Raw genomic sequence first — 19,657 nt, 5'->3', positions numbered from 1 at the left:
TTGAGTCTATTAACTATAAACTGTCAATTATAAACTATCAACCGCCTGCTTGATGTCTTCGAAGAGATCATCCACATCTTCCAGGCCGATGCTCAATCGGATTGTGGTGTCTTTCACGTCCATCGACTTGCGCATGTTCTCAGAGAAAGCTCCGAAGATGGTGCTTGCCGGATGAATGGCGAGCGAACGGTTGTCGAAGAGGTTGGTGGCGCGATGGATGAGCTTCAGATTGTTCAGAAAACTGAAGCAGGCTTCCTTGCTCTCCAGGTCGATGCAGATCATGGCTCCCGCAGTTTTTCCAAACTGGCGCTGCGCCAACTCGTGATAAGGATTATCCTCCAGACCCACATAGTTTACATATTTTATCTGAGGCAGAGAGCGCAGCTTCTTGGCAAGCTCCAGGGCATTGCTGCTCTGCACACGATAGCGAGCATCGAGCGTTTCAAGTCCGATAGTTTGCATATAAGCTACCTGTGGGGTCATATAGGCTCCGAAATTGAAGAGCATTTCTCCATAAAGACGCTTGGCGAAATCGCCGTTGTAAGGAGTACCGTAGTCGATAACCAGACCGCCGAGCGAAGTAGCACCGCCGCTTACATATTTAGAACTGGAAACCACCTCAATATCTACTCCCAGACTCTTAGCCGAGAATTGTGTGAAAGGAATCACGGTAGAATCCACCACCAAAGGTACATTTTTTTCATGTGCCACTTCAGAGATGGCTTTCAGGTCAGCAACCTCCAGCTGTGGGTTGGTCAGAATTTCGAGAAATACGCAGCAGGTGTCATCATCAATGGCTTCGCGCACGGCTTCGATATTGGTCAAATCGCGCAAACGCACCTTTACGCCAAAACGGCGTAGAGTGGCTACGAGCAAGGCATAAGTATTGCCGAAGAGATGCTTGGATGTAACAATATTTTTGCCTTGTGCTGCCAGCGCCATGAGGGTGTTGCTGATGGCCGCCATTCCTGAGTTGAAGGCGGTGGCATGAGCAGCATCGGTAAGGGCTGCCACACGGCGCTCCAGGTTGGTCACCGTAGGGTTCTCTACGCGCGAATAATCTGGAGCCTTGATCTTGTCGGTGAATGCTTCAGCCATGACGGCAGCATTGTCGAATTCGTAGGCAAGGGTGTTATATACTGGCACGCTCAGCGAGTCGTATGCATCGCGGCGCTCATATTCCAAATGAATAGCTTGAGTCTGTTTCTTCATCATTCTGTTATTTTATGTGATATTTTGCGTGCAAAAGTACAAAAAAGAAATCAAATAGACAATAAATCGCATAAAAAAAAACGAGTTGCGAATGCTTTTTATGCATTGCAACTCGTTGGAGAGGGGTTTAACCCAACAATAACCTACTGGCTCATCCGATTAACTTAAAGATAACATTTGTAAGGCAAAAATGCAGCAAAAAAGCAAATTGTAACAGAAACATTCGTTTATCTCGAATTTTATTTGTAATTTCGCACCAAAATCAAAATAAGGATATTTATGAATAAACTGATTCTGAAAACAACAAAAAGTGGACTGCTGGCAGCTGCCCTGATGGCTTCAATCTCTGCCAGTGCCGAAACCATAGAGGTGAAAACGCTGAAATATGCAGGCCCCTATGCCGTAGCACAGCCTTGGATAGCTGACAGTGTGAACATCAAGGGCGAAGCGTTCGACCTTAAGCAGTTGCTCGATTCGCCGCTGTCTTTCACCTTATTAAATAAGGGTAAGGAGGTGACTGCAGCCCAACTCCTTGCCGACAAGCAGGATGCGCTCCATCTGGCTTCTTTCTGCGTTTCTAACACCCAGCGCACCAAAGCAACCATCGCGGTAGAAGGATTGGAGCAATACCGCCTGTTCGTTGACGGCGAACAGGTAAAGGTGAACGGCGATAAGGCTGAAACCATCCTGACTCCTTCACAGCATACGGTTGTCATCAAATATCTTACCCGGAAGAATGCATCTTCTGATAAGAAATCTATCAAGTTGACCGTAACCACAGCCAACGGCGCTCCGCTTTCTGTAGGCGATGCGACGGCAAAGCGTGCCTATAATATCCATGATGTGATTTGTGCGCCCAACTATCCGAGTGTTTCTATCTCACCAAATGGAAAATTTATCGTAGTTCGGAAAACCTGGGTAGATAGAAAAGGTAATAACCATAGCATGAGCGAATTGCGCAGCTCTCAGACTAACAGAGTGATGGCTACATTTGAGGAGAACGTAAAATGGATGCCTTCAAGCAATAAACTGTATTTCACCCAGAAGGCGAGCGACAGCAGTATTGCCGGAGAAGAAAAGCAGGATGGCACATTGCAGCTCATCACCATCAATCCGCTGACGATGGAGCGCGAAGTGCTGGCTAGCCATCTTCCTGAAGGCTGGTTCCAGTTTACTCCCGATGAGAAGACGCTTATCTATACGCTCACTACTGAAGGCAGAAAAAAGGATCCGCAAGTTTATGATGTAAAAGAACCGGAAGACAGACAGCCTGGTTGGCGCGAACGCAGCAATCTCGCCAAATATGATCTTGCATCGGGCATTCTCCAGCCGCTTACCTTCGGTTACCACAACATCTATCTGATGGATATTTCTGCCGATTCGCGTTATCTGCTGATAGGAAAGGGAGAGGAGCGAATCACCAAGCGTCCTACAACCCTGACATCATTCTACCGCCTGGATTTGGGCAGTATGAATACTTCTTCAGCCACAACGCCAAAGGTAGAAACCCTGATAGAGAAGGGTGAATTTCTGAACAGCGCCCAGTTCTCACCAGATGGCAAGAGCATTCTCGTGAGCGCTTCGCCAGAAGCTTTCAACGGCATTGGAAAGAATGTGGAAGAAGGACAGACACCTAGTATGATTGACACCCAGCTCTATCTGATGACCTTGTCGGATAAGAAGGTTCGTCCGCTTACCAGGGATTTCAATCCGAACGTGCAGAGCACGGAATGGAGCAAGGTCGATGGAAACATCTATTTTACAGCTGAAGATAAAGACTGCGTGCATCTCTTCCAACTCAATCCGAAATCGGGCAAGTTTACGCTTCTCAAGACTCCTGAAGAGTACATCAAGAGTTTCTCGCTTGCATCTTCTGCAGCAGAAATGGCTTTCTCCGGTCAGAGTGCATCCAATGCCGACCGACTCTATAAGATGAATACGAAGGCGCTGAAATCGCAATTGGTTGACGATTTGAGTGCGCGCGAACTGAAGAATGTTGAACTGGGCGAATGCAAGGCTTGGAATTATGTCAATTCAAGAGGCGACACCCTTTGCTGCCGTTACTATCTGCCACCTCATTTTGATGCTGCCAAGAAGTATCCGATGATAGTGAACTATTATGGTGGATGCAGTCCTACGAGCCGCATGTTCCAGAGCCGTTATCCTCATCATGTTTATGCAGCGATGGGCTATGTAGTGCTGGTTGTGAATCCTAGTGGAGCCACCGGATTCGGTCAGAAATTCTCAGCCCGCCATGTAGATACGGCAGGCGAGGGAGTGGCTGAAGACATCATCTCCAGCACCCAGGCTTTCTGCGATGAGCATGCTTTCGTAAACCGCAAGAAGATTGGCTGCATCGGCGCCAGCTACGGCGGATTCATGACTCAGTATCTTCAGACCAAGACCGACCTCTTTGCAGCTGCCATCTCGCATGCAGGCATCAGCGACCACACCAGCTATTGGGGTGAGGGCTATTGGGGCTACAGCTACAGCGAAGTTTCTATGGCGAACGAATATCCTTGGACCAACAAGCATCTCTTTGTAGATCAGAGTCCGCTCTATAATGCCGACAAGATTCATACTCCGCTGCTGTTTGTTCACGGCACGGCAGATAATAATGTGCCTGTGGGCGAGAGTATCCAGCTCTATACAGCGCTGAAACTCCTTGGCCGTCCTACGGCGATGGTATTGGTAGATGGTCAGGATCATCACATCATCGACTACGAGAAGCGACTGAAATGGCAGAACACCATCTTTGCCTGGTTTGCCAAGTGGTTGCAGGATGATGCTTCCTGGTGGACGGAAATGTACGGAGATGAAAAGATGTAGTTGAAGTTTCGGCAGAAATGCCGGCTTCAGCCTTTATCAAATAAAAAAGAGATTATGTTCCTGTAAGTCGGGAATATAATCTCTTTTCTTTTATATGTTTATTTCTTGCAGTTTAGCGTGATAAGCAGAGAAATCATGGCGAAGGCGATTCCTACGATGCAGACACCTAGCCAGTCGGCTTGCGTCCAGACGTAACCGGCACAGAAAGTGCCTAGCGAACCACCGATGAAATAGCTGGTCATGAAGATGGTGTTGGCGCGGTTGGAAGCCTGCGGAATCTCCTGCAGACAACCACTCTGATTGCTGAGCTGCTGACATTGCAGACCGATGTCAACCAGGATGATGGCTGCGATGAGTCCGGCGTAAGTGTCGCCGAAAAGCAAGGCTATTGCCCAGGCGATGATCTGCATTCCTGCTCCGAACAGATTGAATTTTCGAATGCCAAACCTAGGAACCAGTTTTCCCACACCACTGGCAGCAACGGCTCCCATGATTCCGCAAAGTCCGAGCATTCCTACCATATCACTTCCTGCGCTGAAAGGTGGCTGCGCCAGATGGAACGCCAGACAAGACCATATTGCCATCATACTGCCGAACCCGAAGGCTGCACGGGTGGAATAGATGCGGATAGAAGAATGGAAAAAGAAAATTTCTGCTATCGTGGTCATCAGTCCTCTGTAGGTTCCAACATAGTTGCGCTTCATTTCAGGCATCATCAGCAGCATGATTCCCATGCAAAACACCATCACGAAAGCAGCTATGATAAACATCTCCCGCCATCCCAGCCATTCGCCGATGTAACCGCTGATTACTCGTGAGGCAAGAATGCCCGTCAGCAGTCCGGAGAGTACAATGCCCATATTCCTGCTCTTGTTCTTGGGTTCCGAAAACTGTCCGGCTATCGGAATGAAGAACTGCGGAATCACTGAACAGGCGCCAATCAGCAGTGAAGCTCCCCATAGCATCCAAACGTTTTGCGCTGCTGCCATCACGATTGCCATCAATGCAGCAATGGTCATATTGACAAGGATGAGTTTCTTGCGCGAAAGCATGTCGCCCAAGGGGATGAGGAAGAATAAGCCCAGCGCATAACCTATCTGGGTAATGACGGTGATGAGGTTAGCCTTCTGCTCGGTAATATCCAGGTCGTGGCGGATGAGTTCGAGAAGCGGCTGATTGTAGTAGCAGTTGGCTACGGTGAGTCCTGCGACGATAGCCATCATCAGGAGAATGCTGCGGGGAATGCCCTGATTTTCTTTTAGCTGTATCATTTTCTGTCTGTTTGTTTCTTTGTTTTGAGTGCAAAGTTACGAAAAAATTCTCGGCAATCAAAGTTTTTGGGAGCGATTTCTTGGGAAAATCTTTTCTCTTAGGCAGAAAAAGTTTCTGTTCTTTCCCTCGCGCGCGTACCTTATTATATGTATATAGTACTGCTCTGAAGAGGTGTTGGCGCGCACCCTTGTTACGCTAAAAAACACCGAAAAGTGTTAAAATTAGGCTGTTTCCGAGCACACCAAAAACTTTAACCTTTGTTAGCACTTTGTAAGTAGCTGATTTATAGCGATTTGTAATTTTGTTACAAAATCACCTAAAAAAAAGTCGCAAAAAAAAGAACAACGTATCAAAAAAATGCTTACCTTTGCATCGTTCAAAAGAACAAATGATTGTTTTACAGATTTTAAAAAAGCAAAGAAAATGAAGAAATTAGTTTTTATGTTCGTAGCTATCGCAGCTATCTCTTTCGCATCATGTGGTAACAAAACAGCTCAGAACACAGCTTCTGCTGATTCTGACACAGCTCAGGTAGATACAACTGCTGCTGACACAACTGCTGCTGCTGATACAACTGCTGCAGATTCAGCTAAGTAATTTGAAATTACTTGCGAACGAAAAATGAGAGAAACAACCGCTGGACTTCGGTCTAGCGGCTTTTTTCGTTTTATAGACCCTAAGGTCTTTTTGGGGGAGAACGCCCTGAAGGGGCAGAAGCTCCTAGCCCAGGGCAACACCCTGGGGATGAAAGCAATCATCAATGCGCCCTGTAAGGGCAAAAGCTTAAAAGAAACCAAAGAAAAAAGATAAATATATGATAGATTCAAGTGCCTTCCAAGGTAAAAAGGCAGCTTACTATACGCTAGGCTGCAAACTCAACTTCTCTGAAACTTCCACTTTTGGCAAAATGCTCGAAGATATGGGCGTCATTACTGCTAAAAAGGGGGAGAAAGCTGATATTTGTCTGATTAACACCTGCTCGGTAACAGAAGTTGCCGATCATAAATGCCGTCAGGCTATCCACCGGATGGTGAGAAACAATCCGGGCGCATTCGTTATCGTGACGGGCTGTTATGCGCAGCTCGAATCTGAGAATGTCAGCAAGATAGAGGGTGTAGACCTCGTGTTGGGTGCTAACGAGAAGGCGAACTTGATTCAATATCTCAGCGATGCATGGGCGCAGAACGGCGATGCTGCGGCTCTTCATCAGCATTATAGCGTGAAGACGAAGGAAATCAAGACCTTCCAGCCTTCTTGCTCGCGTGGCAACCGTACCCGTTATTTCCTGAAGGTGCAGGACGGCTGCAACTATTATTGCACCTATTGCACCATTCCTTTTGCCCGAGGCAATTCGCGCAACCCGAGCATCCAGTCGCTTGTGGCTCAATGTGAGCAGGCGGCTGCTGAAGGCGGTAAGGAAATCGTCATTACCGGTGTGAATATCGGCGATTTCGGTCAGACTACCCACGAGCGATTCATCGACCTTGTCAAGGCGATGGATCAGGTAGAAGGAATCAAGCGTTACCGCATCTCGAGTCTGGAGCCTGATCTCTGTGATGATGATCTCATAGAGTATTGTGCCCAGAGCCGTGCCTTTATGCCTCATTTCCACATTCCTCTGCAGAGCGGAAGCGATGAGGTGCTCAAGCTGATGCACCGCCGTTACGACAAGGCGCTCTTTGCCCACAAGGTGAATCTTATCAAGGAGAAAATGCCTGATGCGTTTATCGGTGTTGATGTGATGGTGGGCTGTCGCGGCGAAACTCCGGAGTGTTTTGAAGAATGCTATGAGTTCCTGAAGAGTCTGCCTGTTACCCAGCTTCACGTCTTCCCTTATTCTGAGCGTCCGGGCACGGCTGCCTTGAAGATTCCGTATGTGGTTGACGAGAAGGAGAAGAAGAAGCGTTCCAAGCGACTGTTGGAGTTGAGCGATCAGAAGACGCAGGAATTCTATGCCCAATACATCGGTACTGAGGCTGAGGTTCTCTTCGAGAAGGCGCCAAGAGGCAAGGCAATGCATGGATTCACCAAGAACTATATCCGCGTAGAACTTTCGCCGGCTCTCGCCAAGGAAGAATACGACAACCAGCTTATCAAGGTTCGCCTGGGTGATTTCAATCACGATAAGACGGCGCTGAAGGCAGAGCTTCTTTAGTTGATAGTTGATAGTTTATAGTTAATAGGGCTAAGTAAAAAGGGTTAATCGTAAAGTTCAAAGTCCAATGTATTACAACGATTTTGGAACATGGATCCGGAAGCAGTTTCCTGATTTCCGTGTTCAGAAGATTTCGATAGACGCGGGATTCTCCTGTCCTAACAGAGATGGGAGGATTTCGAGTGGCGGATGTACGTATTGCGACAACCGCACCTTCAATCCGAGCTATTGCGACCGGAAAAAGTCGATTACTGAACAGCTGGAGGAGGGAAAGGCTTTCTTCAGCAGGAAGTATCCTGATATGAAATATCTGGCTTATTTCCAGGCTTATACCAATGCATACGCCAGGGTGGAGCAACTGAGGCAGATGTATGAAGAGGCTCTTGAGGTGGAAGATGTGGTGGGAATCGTTATCGGAACCCGTCCGGATTGTGTGAGCGATGAATTGCTCGATTATCTGGAAGAACTGAACCGCCGAACCTTCGTGCTGGTGGAATATGGCATTGAGAGTGCCAATGATGAAACCTTGAAACGCATCAACCGTGGACATGATTTTGCCTGTTGCCGTAGTGCCGTGGAGCGTACTCATGCCAGGGGAATCCTTACGGGCGGCCACATCATTATCGGTTTGCCGGGAGAAGATGCGGAAGAAAGTCTGCGCCAGGCTCCTCTCATCTCTTCCTTGCCGCTTGATATTCTCAAGATTCATCAGATGCAGATTATCAGGGGCACCCGGCTGGCACAGGAATATGCTGAGCACCCCTTCCATGTTTACACGGTAGAGGAATATATTGATGTTATCGTGAAATACATCCGTCTGCTCAGAAAGGATTTGGTGCTGGAGCGCTTCGTCAGTCAGTCGCCCAAAGAACTGCTGGTTGCTCCCAAATGGGGACTCAAGAACTATGAGTTTACCAATCTCCTGAATAACAGATTAAAGAGTTTACAATAAATATGGCAAAAGTAGCAATCGTTATATTAAACTGGAATGGTCAGAAGATGCTGGCAGAGTATCTTCCGAATGTCATCGAATATTCCCGTCAGGATGCTGAAATCTGGGTGGCAGATAATTCTTCTTCTGATGGTTCGATGCACCTTCTGGAGACTCAGTTTCCTCAGGTGAAGACCATCGTGCTGGAGCAGAATTTCGGCTTTGCTGAAGGCTATAACCGTGCTTTGAAGCAGATTGATGCAGAATATTATGTGCTCCTGAATAGCGATGTGGAGGTTTCGCATCATTGGCTTACACCGCTCATCGAGTTTATGGATTCGCATCAGCAGGTGGCTGCCTGCCAGCCTAAGCTGCTTGCGGAATACGATAAGGACAGTTTTGAGTATGCTGGCGCTTGCGGCGGATTCCTCGACAAATACGGCTATCCGTTCTGTCGCGGCCGCATCTTTGATACGGTAGAGCGCGATAACGGGCAGTATGATTACCAGCAGGAAATCTTGTGGGCTACGGGTGCCTGTATGATGATCCGCTCAAAGGATTATTGGACTGCCGGAGGTTTAGACGGCCGTTTCTTTGCTCATAATGAAGAGATAGATCTTTGCTGGCGCTTGCGTCTGATGGGCAGAAAAATCTACTGCATTCCTGAGAGTGAGGTTTATCATGTGGGTGGTGGAACCCTGCCGAAAAGCAATCCGATGAAGACTTATCTGAATTTCAGAAATAATTTAACCATGCTTTATAAGAATCTGAGTGATAAAGAGTTGACTCATGTAATGCGTATGCGTAGATTCCTGGATTACCTTGCTGCTTTCGAGACATTGGTTCTGAATCGCAACTGGGGTGACTTCAAGGCTATCTTCAAGGCGCGCAGGGCTTTCAAGGCATGGAAACATGAGTTTGACGAAGATCGCAGAAAGATACAGGCGAGTAGGGTGAAGGAGGAGATTCCGCAGGTTTACAATCTCTCTATCATCTGGCAATATTACGCCAAGGGCAAGAAACTCTTCTCGCAGTTGTAGACTATTCATAAACAAACTTAAAAAAAATCTATGATGAAAAAACAAATGATGATGGCGCTGGTTTCGCTGATGGTTCTGTCAGCCCAGGCGCAGGCTAATTTCCAGGTGTCGGTTTCCAATCCTTCCAAGGTGGCAAGAACCGATGCTCCGGTGGTGGTTGATCTCAGCAAGTTGGGCGCTATCGGCGATATTCAGCGCGCTGTAGTAACCGTTGACGGTAAGGAGATTCCTTCACAGCTTGACGACACCAACCGCGATTGTACCAACGATGAACTCTGTTTCCTTGCCGATTTGGGCAAGAAAGAAACCAAGACCTATCAGGTGCATCTCTATCGTGAGGGCGAGCAGGCACAGTATCCGGCTCGTACCTTTGCCGAACTCTGTCTGCCAAGCAGAAACAGGAAGCTGGCTAAGAACAGGCAGGATATTTATCTGCGCAGCATCTCGTTTGATAAGAAGACCAAGGACCCTTATCACTACGTCCATTCTCATGGCATCTGCTTCGAAAGTGAACTGATTGCCATGCGTGTTTATTTCGACCATCGTCAGACCATCGACCTTTATGGCAAAATCAACAAGGGATTGGTGGTTCAGGATACGCAGTTCTATCCTTCAGAAGAGCAGATTCAGGCTGGTTCGGGCGATGATTGCCTCTGGGTAGGCAATACCTACGGACTGGGTGCGCTCCGTGGCTGGGACGGTAAAGACCAGGTGCTGTTCAACAACGTAAAATACCAGGAGCAGCGCGTCATTTCAGAAGGTCCGCTCCGTGCCATCGTCGAAGTCGTGGATAAGGGTTGGGTTCCGGCTCCGGGCTTGCAGCCTGTCAATGCCACCATCCGTTACACCATCTATGCCGGTCATCGCGATTTCGACGTAGATGTATTCTTCAACAAGGATGTTTCTGATTATCAGTTTGCTACAGGACTCATCAACGTAAAGGGTTCCAGCGAATTTGCTGATGGCAAGGGATTGCGAGGCTGTTACGGCAGCGACTGGCCAACAGGCAAGGACGATGGTAAGCATAAGCTGGAGACCGTAGGCTTGGGCATTTATGTGCCACAGTCAGCCCTGGTAAGTCAGCAGCCAGCCAATAAGGATTGCTATACTCAGGTGGTGAAACCTGCAGGCAGTCAGCTCAGTTATAAGCTTGCTTATACCAGTGCCAATGAAACCTATGGTTTCAAGGGCGAGAAGGAGTGGTATGAGTGGTTGAAAGCCTGGAAGAAGCAGATAGAAGAGCCGGTTCAGGTTTCAGTTTCTGTCATCATCCGATAAGCAGTTTCTTTTATCATCCGATAAGCAGAAAAACTGCGCAAATAGCCAACAATGAGCAAAAATGCCTTACGTTTTGCTCATTGCTGGCTATTTTGCAAACAAATTTAAGAGAAAAACCCATTTTTTTTGCGAATACGTATGATTTTTTAGCAAAAAAGCTTGGTAATTTAAATAATTTTTAGTATTTTTGCAGACGTAACTCGAAGATTTGTAAATTATCGTGAAAAGGTTTTTTAATTATATAGTCATATTAGCAATTGTGCTTCTCAGTTCGGCCTGCGAGTTTAAGTTCAAGCCGAACGAGGAAGGAGAGGCTGTGCCCCTGTCAGTACAGCGTTACGACCGATTGGAAAGCAGATATCTTACTACCGGTGATTTCTCAGCCCTGCAGCAGATGAACACCGATTACCCGATAGAAACCCGTACGCTGATAGAGAAAATGCTCCAGCTTGGCACCATTACCGACGCCAATATCAGCAACCGTTTCCTCATGTTCTATCAGGATTCTACCCTGCAGTCACTTATTGCCGATGCTGAGGCAGAATTTGCCAATATGGAAGACATCAACGAGCAGCTGAAATCTGCCTTCTCACGTCTGAACAGTTGGATTCCGGAGCTCCAGCAGCCTTGTTTCTATGCCCAGATTGGCGCTCTCGACCAGAGCATCGTAGTAGGACAGCACTCAGTAGGAATTTCGCTCGATAAATACATGGGCGAAAACTATCCGCTCTACAAGAAATTCTATACGAAGCAGCAGCGCAGCACCATGTCGCGCCAGTATATTGTGCCGGATTGCCTTACCTTCTATCTGCTGAGCATCTATCCGATGGATCAGTTCGACACCCGTCCGCAGCTCGACCGCGATCTGCACATGGGCAAGATTATGTGGGCTGTAAACAAGGCGATGGGCAAGGAGATTTTCAAGACCAAGTATGTGAATACAATCAACGCTTATGTAAAGCGCAACCCTAAAGTAACAGTAAAAGAACTGCTCAAGGACGAAGATTATTCGCCTATTGAGGCATTACATAAAGATTAACACATGAAAAGATTTCCAGTTTTTATTGCAACTGTCATGATGGTTTCAGCAATGCAAGCTGCAGATAAACTCGACCTGAAGGCCATTACCTCCGGCGAGTTTGCTGCCTCTTATGTTACCGGTATTAACCCTATTGATGGCACCGATTTGTACGCTTCTATCAGCAATGATGGCAAGCAGGTTATCAGTTATTCGTTCAAGACGGGCAAGCAGATGAGCATCCTCTTCGATGTGAACGCAGCCAAGGCTCCCTTCGAACAGATTGAGGGTTATGTAATCAGTCCTGATGGCAAGAAATTGCTTATCATGACGCATCGCGAGGCTATTTACCGCCGCTCGTTCAAGGCAGAGTATTTCATATATGATATTGCTAAGAAGAGTTTGAAGAAACTTTCCCAGGGCGTTAACCAGCAGGTGGCTACCTGGTCGCCTGATTCACGCCACATCGCCTTCGTAAAGGATAACAATCTCTTTGTTACCGATGGAAATAAGGAAACCCAGATTACCCGCGACGGTAAGTTCAACGAGGTAATCAATGGTATTCCTGATTGGGTTTACGAAGAGGAGTTCAGCTTCAACCGCGCCTTTGCATGGAATGCGGATGGAACTGCCATCGGATGGATACGCTTCGACGAATCGCACGTAAAGACTTATTCTCTGCAGATGTTCGAAGGTTCTCATCCTACCCATAGCGAGTATCACGACTATCCGGGAGAATATTCCTATAAATATCCTAAGGCTGGACAGGACAACTCTAAGGTGAGCCTCTGGAGCTATGATATGAAGAACGGCAAGACCGTGGCGCTCGATGTGCCTGTAGATTCCGACGGCTATTATCCACGCATCAAGACATCGCCAGACGCCAACAGTCTGATTGTCTATACGATGAACCGCCATCAGGACGACATGCGCCTCTATGCAGTCAATCCTTTCACCGGCAAGAGCAGGATGCTCATCAAGGAGAGTGTGCCTAAGTTTGTAAAGGAAGAGGTGATTGAAAACAGTATCGTGGGCAAGAAGAACATCCTGCTGCCTAGCGACCGCGACGGCTTCATGCATCTCTATCTCTATGATATGAATGGCAAGCTCCTGCGCCAGGTAGAGAAGGGCAACTATGATGTTACCTCTATCTACGGAATGGATGAGAAGACGGGCGATGTTTATTTCCAGGCTGCCAAGCTCAATGCGCACGACCGCCAGGTTTACGTGGCTCATAAGAACGGAAAGGTGGAGCGCCTTACCGATGCGGCTGGTTCCAACTCGGCTTACTTCTCGGGCGATTACCGCTATTTCGTCAATACCTGGAGCAGCTACAGCCATCCTTATGTCTTCACCGTACGCAGCAACAAGGGCAAGCTCATCAAGACATTGGAAGACAACAAGCAGCTGCTCGAAAAGACCCGGAAGTATAATTGGGGCAAGCGCGAGACTTTCTCTTTCACCACTTCCGAAGGTGTGAAACTGGACGGCTGGATGGTAAAGCCGGTTGATTTCGACGCCAGCAAGAAGTATCCTGTCATCCTCTTCCAGTATTCCGGTCCGGGCAACCAGCAGGTGCTCGATTCATGGAGCACGGGCAGTATGGGCAATGGCGGTGCTTTCGATTATTATCTTGCACAGGAAGGATTCATCATTGCCTGCGTAGATGGTCGTGGAACAGGCGGTAGAGGAGCTGAGTTTGAGAAGTCTACCTATCTCCGTCTGGGCGATTTAGAGTCGAAAGATCAGGTTGAGACCGCTCTCTACATGGGTTCTCTGCCTTATGTAGACAAGGATAATATCGGCATTTGGGGCTGGAGCTATGGTGGTTTCAACACGCTGATGAGTATGAGCGAGGGCCGTCCTGTGTTCAAGGCAGGTGTGGCTGTGGCTCCTCCTACTTGCTACCGCTTCTATGATTCGGTTTATACTGAGCGCTACATGCGCACTCCTAAGGAGAACGAAGAGGGTTACAAGGTGAATCCTATCGAGCGAGTAAAGCAGCAGCATGGTGCGTTGCTTATCTGTCACGGATTGGCAGATGACAATGTGCATCCGCAGAATACCTTCGAATATGCTGAGGCGTTGGTTCAGGCAGACAAGGACTTCAAGACCCTGTGGTACACGAACCGCAATCATGGCATTTCGGGTGGCAATACCCGCAACCATCTGCTTCGCCAGATAGCTAACTGGTTCAAGCAGAATTTGAAGTAGAAAATGATATGATATAAAAAAGTGAAGCCATTCCCGGCAGAAACGGGAATGGCTTCTTAATTTAATGTTTACCCTTGTTTACTTTGCGAAGTAAGGATCTTTTGGAATTCTTATTCATTTTTAGCGCCTTTTCTGCGCTTTTCTTTCTTGGCTTTTTTAGCCTTCTTCACTTTTACCTCTTCAACCTCTTCATCGTTTGGCTGAACAGATGAAAAATGAAAATCTGTAGAGTTGATGGTCTTCACCTGATATGGGCTAGGCGCATCGTTCATCTGCTGTCCGTTCTTTGCCTTCTTAGCCTTTGGCTTCTGAATGTATCTTGCATAGAGCTTGTTCCATTTCTTTTCAGCCTTCTTCTGGTTGAAGTCAAACATCACGATACACGTGCGGTTGCCGGCACCTTTCTGCTCCAGATAGTCGCGCAACTGGTATGAATAGTTCTCGCGGCTTACCAGAAACTTGTTCTTGCGGGTGAAATAGGCAGAATCAACCTTCTGAACGTCTGTGAAATAGACTGTAGAGTCATTAAACGACGAGGCAAATCCAAAGATGTATGCAGTCTTAACTTCGTTCTTGGCTGATGCAGAGAGCGAGCTGAAACATGCTAATGCAATAGATGCTAATGCAATTTTTGTAATTTTCATTTCTTTTTCTGTCTTATTTTGTTTTGTGCTGTCTGCCCCATCAGTCATGCAGGATCTTTCCTTATCCCAGATAGGACTTCAGCAGTTTATCTGTCGTTTTGTTCCGGAGTCGCCTTATCGTTTTTTCCTTGATCTGGCGTACTCTTTCCCTGGTGAGATGATACTTGGTTCCGATTTCTTCGAGCGTCAGTTCCGGTGTTCCTATGCCATAGAAGGCAGCAATGATTTTCTGGTCTTTGTCCGGCAGCGTGCCGAGCAGTCTTTCTATTTCAACTCTCAGCGACTCTGTCAGCAGTTCATTGTCGGTCGGATCATCTGAATTGGCCAGCAGGTCGAGCATGCTGCCTTCTTCATCGTCAGAAAAAGGAGCATCCACGCTCAGGTGGCGGCTTGTTGACGTAGCCTTCATGGCGTCCTGAATCTTGTCTTCCGGCAAGTCTACGCGGTCAACCATTTCGTCTATACTCGGTTTGCGTTCAAATTCCTGTTCGAACTTACTCATCTCTCTGTTAAGCTTGTTAACGCTTCCCACCTGGTTGAGCGGAAGGCGCACAATTCTGCTCTGCTCGGCTATTGCCTGCAGAATGCTCTGGCGAATCCACCATACGGCGTAAGAGATGAACTTAAAGCCTCGGGTTTCATCAAACTTCTGTGCGGCTTTGATAAGCCCCACGTTTCCTTCGTTGATAAGATCAGGCAAGCTGAGCCCCTGGTTCTGGTATTGTTTTGCAACAGACACCACGAAACGGAGATTGGCTTTTGTTAATCTCTCCAATGCCCTACGGTCACCTTTTCTTATACGCTGAGCGAGCTCCACCTCCTCATCTGTAGAGAGCAGCTCCTCATGAGCAATATCTTGAAGATATTTTTCCAACGATGCGCTTGCGCGATTCGTAATTGACTGAGTAATTTTTAATTGTCTCATGCTGGCATCAAATTTTAAGTAGTTGCAAAAATACACTTTTTTGTTTAAATACCAAAAAAAATAGTAGATATTTTTCAGAAATACCTACTATTTTATTGTTTTTTGTCTGTTTCTTGAGTTTTTTGGCAGTAAAAAAGCCTTTTTCACTACACAATCATGAGACGTTTCTCTTAAAACTCTTACCCTTAGTCTTTCTGCAGCGGAACAGCGAAGTAAGCCTTCTTGCCTGTTGGCCATATACCCTGGATGTAGAGCACTGGGTCCTTGCTGGTAGAAGCACTCTTCACAGCCTTCTGCAGGTCGTCGAGCGATGTGATGTTATTGTCGTTGATGCGCTGGATGATGAATCCGCGTGAAATGCCACCATCCTTCAGGGCACCGCTGCTCACCTTCATCACCTCTACACCATACTTGATGTTGAGCTGGTTCTTCTGGCTCTCGGTAATAGGGCGGAAGCTGCCACCGAGCACATCGAGGTCGGCACTCTTGATAACCGAAGTGTTGCCCTGGGCATTCTTCAGCGTGATGGTCTTGGTGCTTGCCTTCTTGTTGCGCAGGTAGGTGATGCTCATCTTGTCGCCAGGGCGCTTGCCGTTCAGGATTTCCTGCAGCTCAGCCATCTTGGTCACCTTCTTGCCGTCAACCTTGGTAATCACGTCACCTTCCTTCAGTCCTGCCTCAGCACCGTTGCCGTCTTCATCTACCTTGGCAATGTAAACACCCTCATTGGTTCCCAGGTTCACTTCCTTGCCGTTCTCCTTCTGGGCGTTGATATAGTTCAGCACATCGCTTCCCTGTATGCTCAGCATCACGCGCTGTACGCTGCCGTATTTCTTCAGGTCGTCTACCACCTTGTTCATGATAGAGGTAGGGATGGCGAAACCGTAGCCGGAGTAAGAACCGGTCTGTGAATAGAGCATGGCGTTGATGCCTACCAGTTCGCCCTGGGTGTTGACGAGTGCACCGCCCGAGTTACCTGCGTTGATGGCAGCATCGGTCTGGATGAAGCTCTCTACACCGTTGGCACCGAGCGAACGTGCCTTGGCAGAGATAATGCCGGCTGTAACCGTATTGTTCAGTCCGAATGGGTTGCCCACGGCGATGACCCATTCACCCACCTTCACCTTGTCGCTGTCGGCGATAGGCAGGGTAGGCAGGTTCTTGCCGTCTACCTTGATGAGGGCGAGGTCGGTAGTCTTGTCGGTTCCGATGATGCGTGCAGAGTATTCACGGTTGTCGTTCAGTGTTACGGTCAGCTCGTCAGCACCTTCTACCACGTGGTTGTTGGTAACGATGTAGCCGTCCTGACTGATGATGACGCCCGAACCGGTAGCCTCTCTCTTCGGAGTCTGCACTTTCTGCTTGCGGGTGCCTCCGTTGCCCTGTCCCGGGTTGCCGAAGAAGCCGAACGGGTCGAAGAATCCTCCGAATGGGTCGTCCTGCACATCTACCGTCTTCACCTTCGAGTTCTGTACGTATTTAATATGTACTACAGCAGGCAGCGCCTTCTCGGCAGCATAGGTTAAGTCTACAGGCTGACCTGCTGGCGCAGCGGTAACTGCAGGTGTAGCATTTACTTTCATGAAAGCACCGGCTGAAAAAGCGAGCGAACCAACGCAGAGCACAGCCACAACATAATTACTTAATTTTTTCATGTCTCTTATTTTTTATTGTTTACTTTTCTTTTCCTTGGAACTGCAACAGCTAATATCATGCCAAAGTCAGCTTGTCATGCATCGCTCTGTTTTCCGGTTGCAAATATAGGGTCATTTTTTGAGATACGCTTCATTCTCTGCATAAATTTATTCCGTTTTAACATTTCAAATTAACACTTTAACGGCTATTAAACAAGAAATGCCCTAAATTCACAAATATTTGAATGTAAGCACGAAAATCTTAGTTTTGTATACGTAACTATCTTCTGCTGATTAATAAATATCTGTTAAACGATAGGGACTCAGAAACTCGGTTTAACCGGAAAAAAGAGTGAAAAATAGCCTTGCGAATAACTAATGATGTATAAAAAAGAGAGGAATCGTGCGATAGTATCAAAAGTTTTTTGTACTTTTGCATGTCGAAAGCAGTGCTCCGGTCTGTCGCTGGCATCTTTCAGGTGCGAGAGGAAAGTCCGGGCAGCATAGAGCATCCCACTTCCGAAACTAGAAGCTATTGGTGACAGTAGGTGTCGGTAGAAGAAAATAACCGCTTTCACTTATCCCGTTTGTCCAGTCTGGGGTGGTGAGAGTAAGGGTGAGAAGGTGGTGTAAGAGACCACCAGCTGGCGGGTGATCGCCAGGCTGTGCCATCTGGGAGCTGTAAGCTCATGTATACCGCAGATTGAGGGCGGCTCGTCCGATTGCCTTAGGGCTGCTGTGGAGGGTAGAGTGCTTGAGCCCAAGGGTGACTTTGGGACTAGATAAATGACAGACGTTCTTATATCTGATATGAACACAGCATAACAGCATATCTGATATAGGAACACAGAACTCGGCTTACAGGGGCACTGCTTTCTTTTTTTCAGCATCGCAGCCGCTATATAATAAGGTATAAGATGCATTCATTTTTTTAACGATTTTAAAAACTAGCAAGATTATGAAACTCAGAGAACCGGAAAAGCAGATATTAGATGATTTCGAACATAAGGTAACGGGCAAGATAGCGAAATATGGCAATGAACCCGATTTCCCGAAGTTTGAGAACTACGGCATTACCCGTATGGAGCTGGATGATTATCTTTTCGATAAGCAGGCAATACTCGACATGGGCGGTTCCAAGCGCAGCCAGCTCACCATCGGCGGTTTCATCACCGTCCTCCCCGTACTGGTGCTGTCCTGTTTCCCGGATAAGTCACCCGTCTACGACAACGGCAAGATGCTCGCCACGGTCATAGCCGTCATCATCGGTCTGCTGCTGGCGTGTTTTGTCAAGGCACTTCTCCAGATGATCATCGCCTATCGCGTGAACCATCATAAGGAGCCTAAGATGGAGACCTTCATCAAGGCAGTCCTCTTCTACGAGAAGCGGTCGTAACTGTAAACTATAAATAATAAACTATAAACTATAAGTAGTATGACATTACCAGACTTTATGGACTATAAGGACAAGTTCACCCAGCGTGCATTTGTCGAGAAGATTTCGCATGTTGCCAAACGTGCCGGTGCCAAGATGGTTTATACAGCGCTCATTCTCTATTATACGTTAGAGAGTGACAAGGTTTCGCTGAAGGACAAGGCTCTGATCGTAGGTGCCTTGGGTTATCTCATCAGTCCGCTCGATGTGATTCCAGACGCCATCCCTATTGCCGGTTTGGGCGATGACCTTGCCGTATTGCTGTTTGTGCTCAAGAAAGTTTGGGGTGAGGTTTCAGAAGATGTAAAAGCAAAGGCTCAGGATAAGTTGAAGAAGTGGTTTGATGAAGATGAGATTCCATCAGCCGATGACCTCTTCAAGGATTCAGCCACCGATACACCGGTTTGAAAATGATAATGACCGGAAATGACCGTGACCGGAAGAGCGGTGAACTTGTCAGCTCTCGAATAAACACTACCATGAGAGGTGATGTGCTTGGCAAACTTCTCGATGGTCATGATGTCGGTGTACTGCGAGATAGCGAAAGCATTCTGCTTCTCAGTCTTCACGAGTTCCAGGTCCTTCTGGTCAGGATTCTTACCCTCCTTCTTTGCCTGGTTGATGCGTGACTTCGCCTGGTTGATTTCCAGAAGATTTGCGTTCACGCTACGCATTACGATGCTGTAATTAATCATAGTCGTTTGTAGTATGTTTAGAGTCCTTTGTTTTGCAACTCCCCAGAACGCCCCGTTCCTGCCGTTTTCGGGGTCTTCATTGATGACCGGCGCCTGCCATCATTTATGACCCGTGTTGGTCTTAATAGAAGACCCGAGCAAGGCACAAAAGGCTGTTCTTTCGATTGCCGGTGCAAAGATACGAAGATTTTCGGTAACCGCCAAATTTAGGCATGTGATAAGGAGCGATTTTCAGCAACTTACGATTTGAAAGTTAGTTATGAAGAATAAATTCTATGTTTTATGGGGCGCATCTCTATGTTTTAGCGGCATAGAAAACTATGTATTATGATATAAATCAGCATGTTACAAAGTAATACCCGATTACGGGGAAAC

17 protein-coding genes and 1 other RNA gene are annotated in these 19,657 nt (G+C 47.4%); 12 read left to right on the top strand and 6 right to left on the bottom strand.

Annotated elements, in window-relative coordinates; translation table 11 throughout:
• Positions 1-27 precede the first annotated feature (27 nt).
• Positions 28-1,212, bottom strand: coding sequence for an aminotransferase class V-fold PLP-dependent enzyme (locus tag DWV53_RS08285; RefSeq protein WP_118152924.1), 1,185 nt, complete (start codon positions 1,210-1,212; stop codon positions 28-30).
• A gap of 279 nt (positions 1,213-1,491) precedes the next feature.
• Between DWV53_RS08285 and DWV53_RS08280 the strand changes: the two genes are divergently transcribed.
• Positions 1,492-4,041 carry a S9 family peptidase gene (locus tag DWV53_RS08280; protein WP_118152890.1) on the top strand — a complete coding sequence of 850 codons (2,550 nt, stop codon included), beginning with the start codon at positions 1,492-1,494 and terminating at the stop codon, positions 4,039-4,041.
• Between the two features lie 98 nt (positions 4,042-4,139).
• On the opposite strand, the gene DWV53_RS08275 is transcribed toward DWV53_RS08280, so the two are convergent.
• Positions 4,140-5,312, bottom strand: a complete 1,173-nt coding sequence (locus DWV53_RS08275) for an MFS transporter (RefSeq protein WP_118152888.1) — start codon at positions 5,310-5,312, stop codon at positions 4,140-4,142.
• Positions 5,313-5,736: 424 nt separating this feature from the next.
• Here DWV53_RS08275 and DWV53_RS15740 point away from each other — a divergent pair, with 424 nt between their 5' ends.
• From DWV53_RS15740 to DWV53_RS08235, 8 genes are all read left to right on the top strand, one after another.
• Positions 5,737-5,910, top strand: coding sequence for a PG1828 family lipoprotein (locus tag DWV53_RS15740; RefSeq protein WP_181992451.1), 174 nt, complete (start codon positions 5,737-5,739; stop codon positions 5,908-5,910).
• 24 nt (positions 5,911-5,934) lie between these two features.
• Positions 5,935-6,123, top strand: a complete 189-nt coding sequence (locus tag DWV53_RS08265; RefSeq protein WP_118152886.1) for a hypothetical protein — start codon at positions 5,935-5,937, stop codon at positions 6,121-6,123.
• A gap of 4 nt (positions 6,124-6,127) precedes the next feature.
• Positions 6,128-7,468, top strand: a complete 1,341-nt coding sequence (gene mtaB / locus DWV53_RS08260; protein ID WP_118152884.1) for a tRNA (N(6)-L-threonylcarbamoyladenosine(37)-C(2))-methylthiotransferase MtaB — start codon at positions 6,128-6,130, stop codon at positions 7,466-7,468.
• A 67-nt stretch (positions 7,469-7,535) separates the two neighbouring features.
• Positions 7,536-8,420, top strand: coding sequence for a TIGR01212 family radical SAM protein (locus DWV53_RS08255; protein ID WP_118152882.1), 885 nt, complete (start codon positions 7,536-7,538; stop codon positions 8,418-8,420).
• A gap of 2 nt (positions 8,421-8,422) precedes the next feature.
• Positions 8,423-9,439, top strand: coding sequence for a glycosyltransferase family 2 protein (locus DWV53_RS08250; RefSeq protein ID WP_118152880.1), 1,017 nt, complete (start codon positions 8,423-8,425; stop codon positions 9,437-9,439).
• 30 nt (positions 9,440-9,469) lie between these two features.
• Positions 9,470-10,717 (top strand): DUF4861 domain-containing protein, encoded by a 1,248-nt coding sequence (locus tag DWV53_RS08245; RefSeq protein WP_118152878.1) that lies wholly within the window; start codon positions 9,470-9,472, stop codon positions 10,715-10,717.
• Positions 10,718-10,976: 259 nt separating this feature from the next.
• Entirely contained in the window at positions 10,977-11,756 is a 780-nt protein-coding gene (locus tag DWV53_RS08240) for a gliding motility protein GldB (protein ID WP_259318944.1), read from the top strand.
• A gap of 3 nt (positions 11,757-11,759) precedes the next feature.
• A complete protein-coding gene (locus DWV53_RS08235; RefSeq protein WP_118152875.1) occupies positions 11,760-13,949 on the top strand; it encodes a S9 family peptidase in 2,190 nt (729 codons plus the stop codon).
• Between the two features lie 110 nt (positions 13,950-14,059).
• Here DWV53_RS08235 and DWV53_RS08230 read toward each other — a convergent pair whose 3' ends face one another.
• The 3 genes from DWV53_RS08230 to DWV53_RS08220 all read right to left on the bottom strand — a co-directional run bounded on the left by DWV53_RS08230 (position 14,060) and on the right by DWV53_RS08220 (position 17,173).
• On the bottom strand, positions 14,060-14,593 hold the full coding sequence (locus DWV53_RS08230) for a hypothetical protein (protein WP_147347167.1): 534 nt from the start codon (positions 14,591-14,593) through the stop codon (positions 14,060-14,062).
• A gap of 61 nt (positions 14,594-14,654) precedes the next feature.
• Complete coding sequence (locus tag DWV53_RS08225; protein ID WP_118152874.1) at positions 14,655-15,518, bottom strand: sigma-70 family RNA polymerase sigma factor; 864 nt, start codon at positions 15,516-15,518, stop codon at positions 14,655-14,657.
• A 185-nt stretch (positions 15,519-15,703) separates the two neighbouring features.
• Positions 15,704-17,173, bottom strand: a complete 1,470-nt coding sequence (locus DWV53_RS08220) for a Do family serine endopeptidase (RefSeq protein WP_118152872.1) — start codon at positions 17,171-17,173, stop codon at positions 15,704-15,706.
• Positions 17,174-17,598: 425 nt separating this feature from the next.
• On the opposite strand from DWV53_RS08220, the gene rnpB reads away from it, so the two are divergent.
• The 3 genes from rnpB (at position 17,599) to DWV53_RS08205 (ending at position 18,995) form a co-directional block, all read left to right on the top strand.
• An RNA gene (gene rnpB / locus DWV53_RS08215) (RNase P RNA component class A) lies at positions 17,599-18,029 on the top strand.
• 81 nt (positions 18,030-18,110) lie between these two features.
• Positions 18,111-18,548: a hypothetical protein gene (locus tag DWV53_RS08210; RefSeq protein WP_006847472.1), complete on the top strand. Its 438-nt coding sequence runs from the start codon at positions 18,111-18,113 to the stop codon at positions 18,546-18,548.
• A gap of 39 nt (positions 18,549-18,587) precedes the next feature.
• Entirely contained in the window at positions 18,588-18,995 is a 408-nt protein-coding gene (locus tag DWV53_RS08205; RefSeq protein ID WP_118080795.1) for a YkvA family protein, read from the top strand.
• On the opposite strand, the gene DWV53_RS16130 is transcribed toward DWV53_RS08205, so the two are convergent.
• The gene (locus DWV53_RS16130; protein WP_259318943.1) at positions 18,905-19,282 is read right to left on the bottom strand and encodes a hypothetical protein; all 378 of its coding nucleotides are present in this window, start codon (positions 19,280-19,282) and stop codon (positions 18,905-18,907) included. The genes DWV53_RS08205 and DWV53_RS16130 overlap by 91 nt on opposite strands.
• Positions 19,283-19,657: the final 375 nt, after the last annotated feature.

Origin of the sequence: Segatella copri, assembly GCF_003465495.1 — a bacterium.
In the GTDB taxonomy this organism is placed as follows: Bacteria; Bacteroidota; Bacteroidia; order Bacteroidales; family Bacteroidaceae; genus Prevotella; species Prevotella copri_G.
Note: the sequence above shows the minus strand (reverse complement) of the source record. Positions and strands in the feature narration are given on the sequence as shown.

Bases quoted from the DNA above. Each gene is read 5' to 3' on its own strand.
- DWV53_RS08285 (WP_118152924.1), bottom strand. From the start codon at position 1,212: ATGAAGAAACAGACTCAAGCTATTCATTTGGAATATGAGCGCCGCGAT.
- DWV53_RS08280 (WP_118152890.1), top strand. From the start codon at position 1,492: ATGAATAAACTGATTCTGAAAACAACAAAAAGTGGACTGCTGGCAGCT.
- DWV53_RS08275 (WP_118152888.1), bottom strand. From the start codon at position 5,312: ATGATACAGCTAAAAGAAAATCAGGGCATTCCCCGCAGCATTCTCCTG.
- DWV53_RS15740 (WP_181992451.1), top strand. From the start codon at position 5,737: ATGAAGAAATTAGTTTTTATGTTCGTAGCTATCGCAGCTATCTCTTTC.
- DWV53_RS08265 (WP_118152886.1), top strand. From the start codon at position 5,935: ATGAGAGAAACAACCGCTGGACTTCGGTCTAGCGGCTTTTTTCGTTTT.
- mtaB (WP_118152884.1), top strand. From the start codon at position 6,128: ATGATAGATTCAAGTGCCTTCCAAGGTAAAAAGGCAGCTTACTATACG.
- DWV53_RS08255 (WP_118152882.1), top strand. From the start codon at position 7,536: ATGTATTACAACGATTTTGGAACATGGATCCGGAAGCAGTTTCCTGAT.
- DWV53_RS08250 (WP_118152880.1), top strand. From the start codon at position 8,423: ATGGCAAAAGTAGCAATCGTTATATTAAACTGGAATGGTCAGAAGATG.
- DWV53_RS08245 (WP_118152878.1), top strand. From the start codon at position 9,470: ATGATGAAAAAACAAATGATGATGGCGCTGGTTTCGCTGATGGTTCTG.
- DWV53_RS08235 (WP_118152875.1), top strand. From the start codon at position 11,760: ATGAAAAGATTTCCAGTTTTTATTGCAACTGTCATGATGGTTTCAGCA.
- DWV53_RS08230 (WP_147347167.1), bottom strand. From the start codon at position 14,593: ATGAAAATTACAAAAATTGCATTAGCATCTATTGCATTAGCATGTTTC.
- DWV53_RS08225 (WP_118152874.1), bottom strand. From the start codon at position 15,518: ATGAGACAATTAAAAATTACTCAGTCAATTACGAATCGCGCAAGCGCA.
- DWV53_RS08220 (WP_118152872.1), bottom strand. From the start codon at position 17,173: ATGAAAAAATTAAGTAATTATGTTGTGGCTGTGCTCTGCGTTGGTTCG.
- DWV53_RS08210 (WP_006847472.1), top strand. From the start codon at position 18,111: ATGAAACTCAGAGAACCGGAAAAGCAGATATTAGATGATTTCGAACAT.
- DWV53_RS08205 (WP_118080795.1), top strand. From the start codon at position 18,588: ATGACATTACCAGACTTTATGGACTATAAGGACAAGTTCACCCAGCGT.
- DWV53_RS16130 (WP_259318943.1), bottom strand. From the start codon at position 19,282: ATGATTAATTACAGCATCGTAATGCGTAGCGTGAACGCAAATCTTCTG.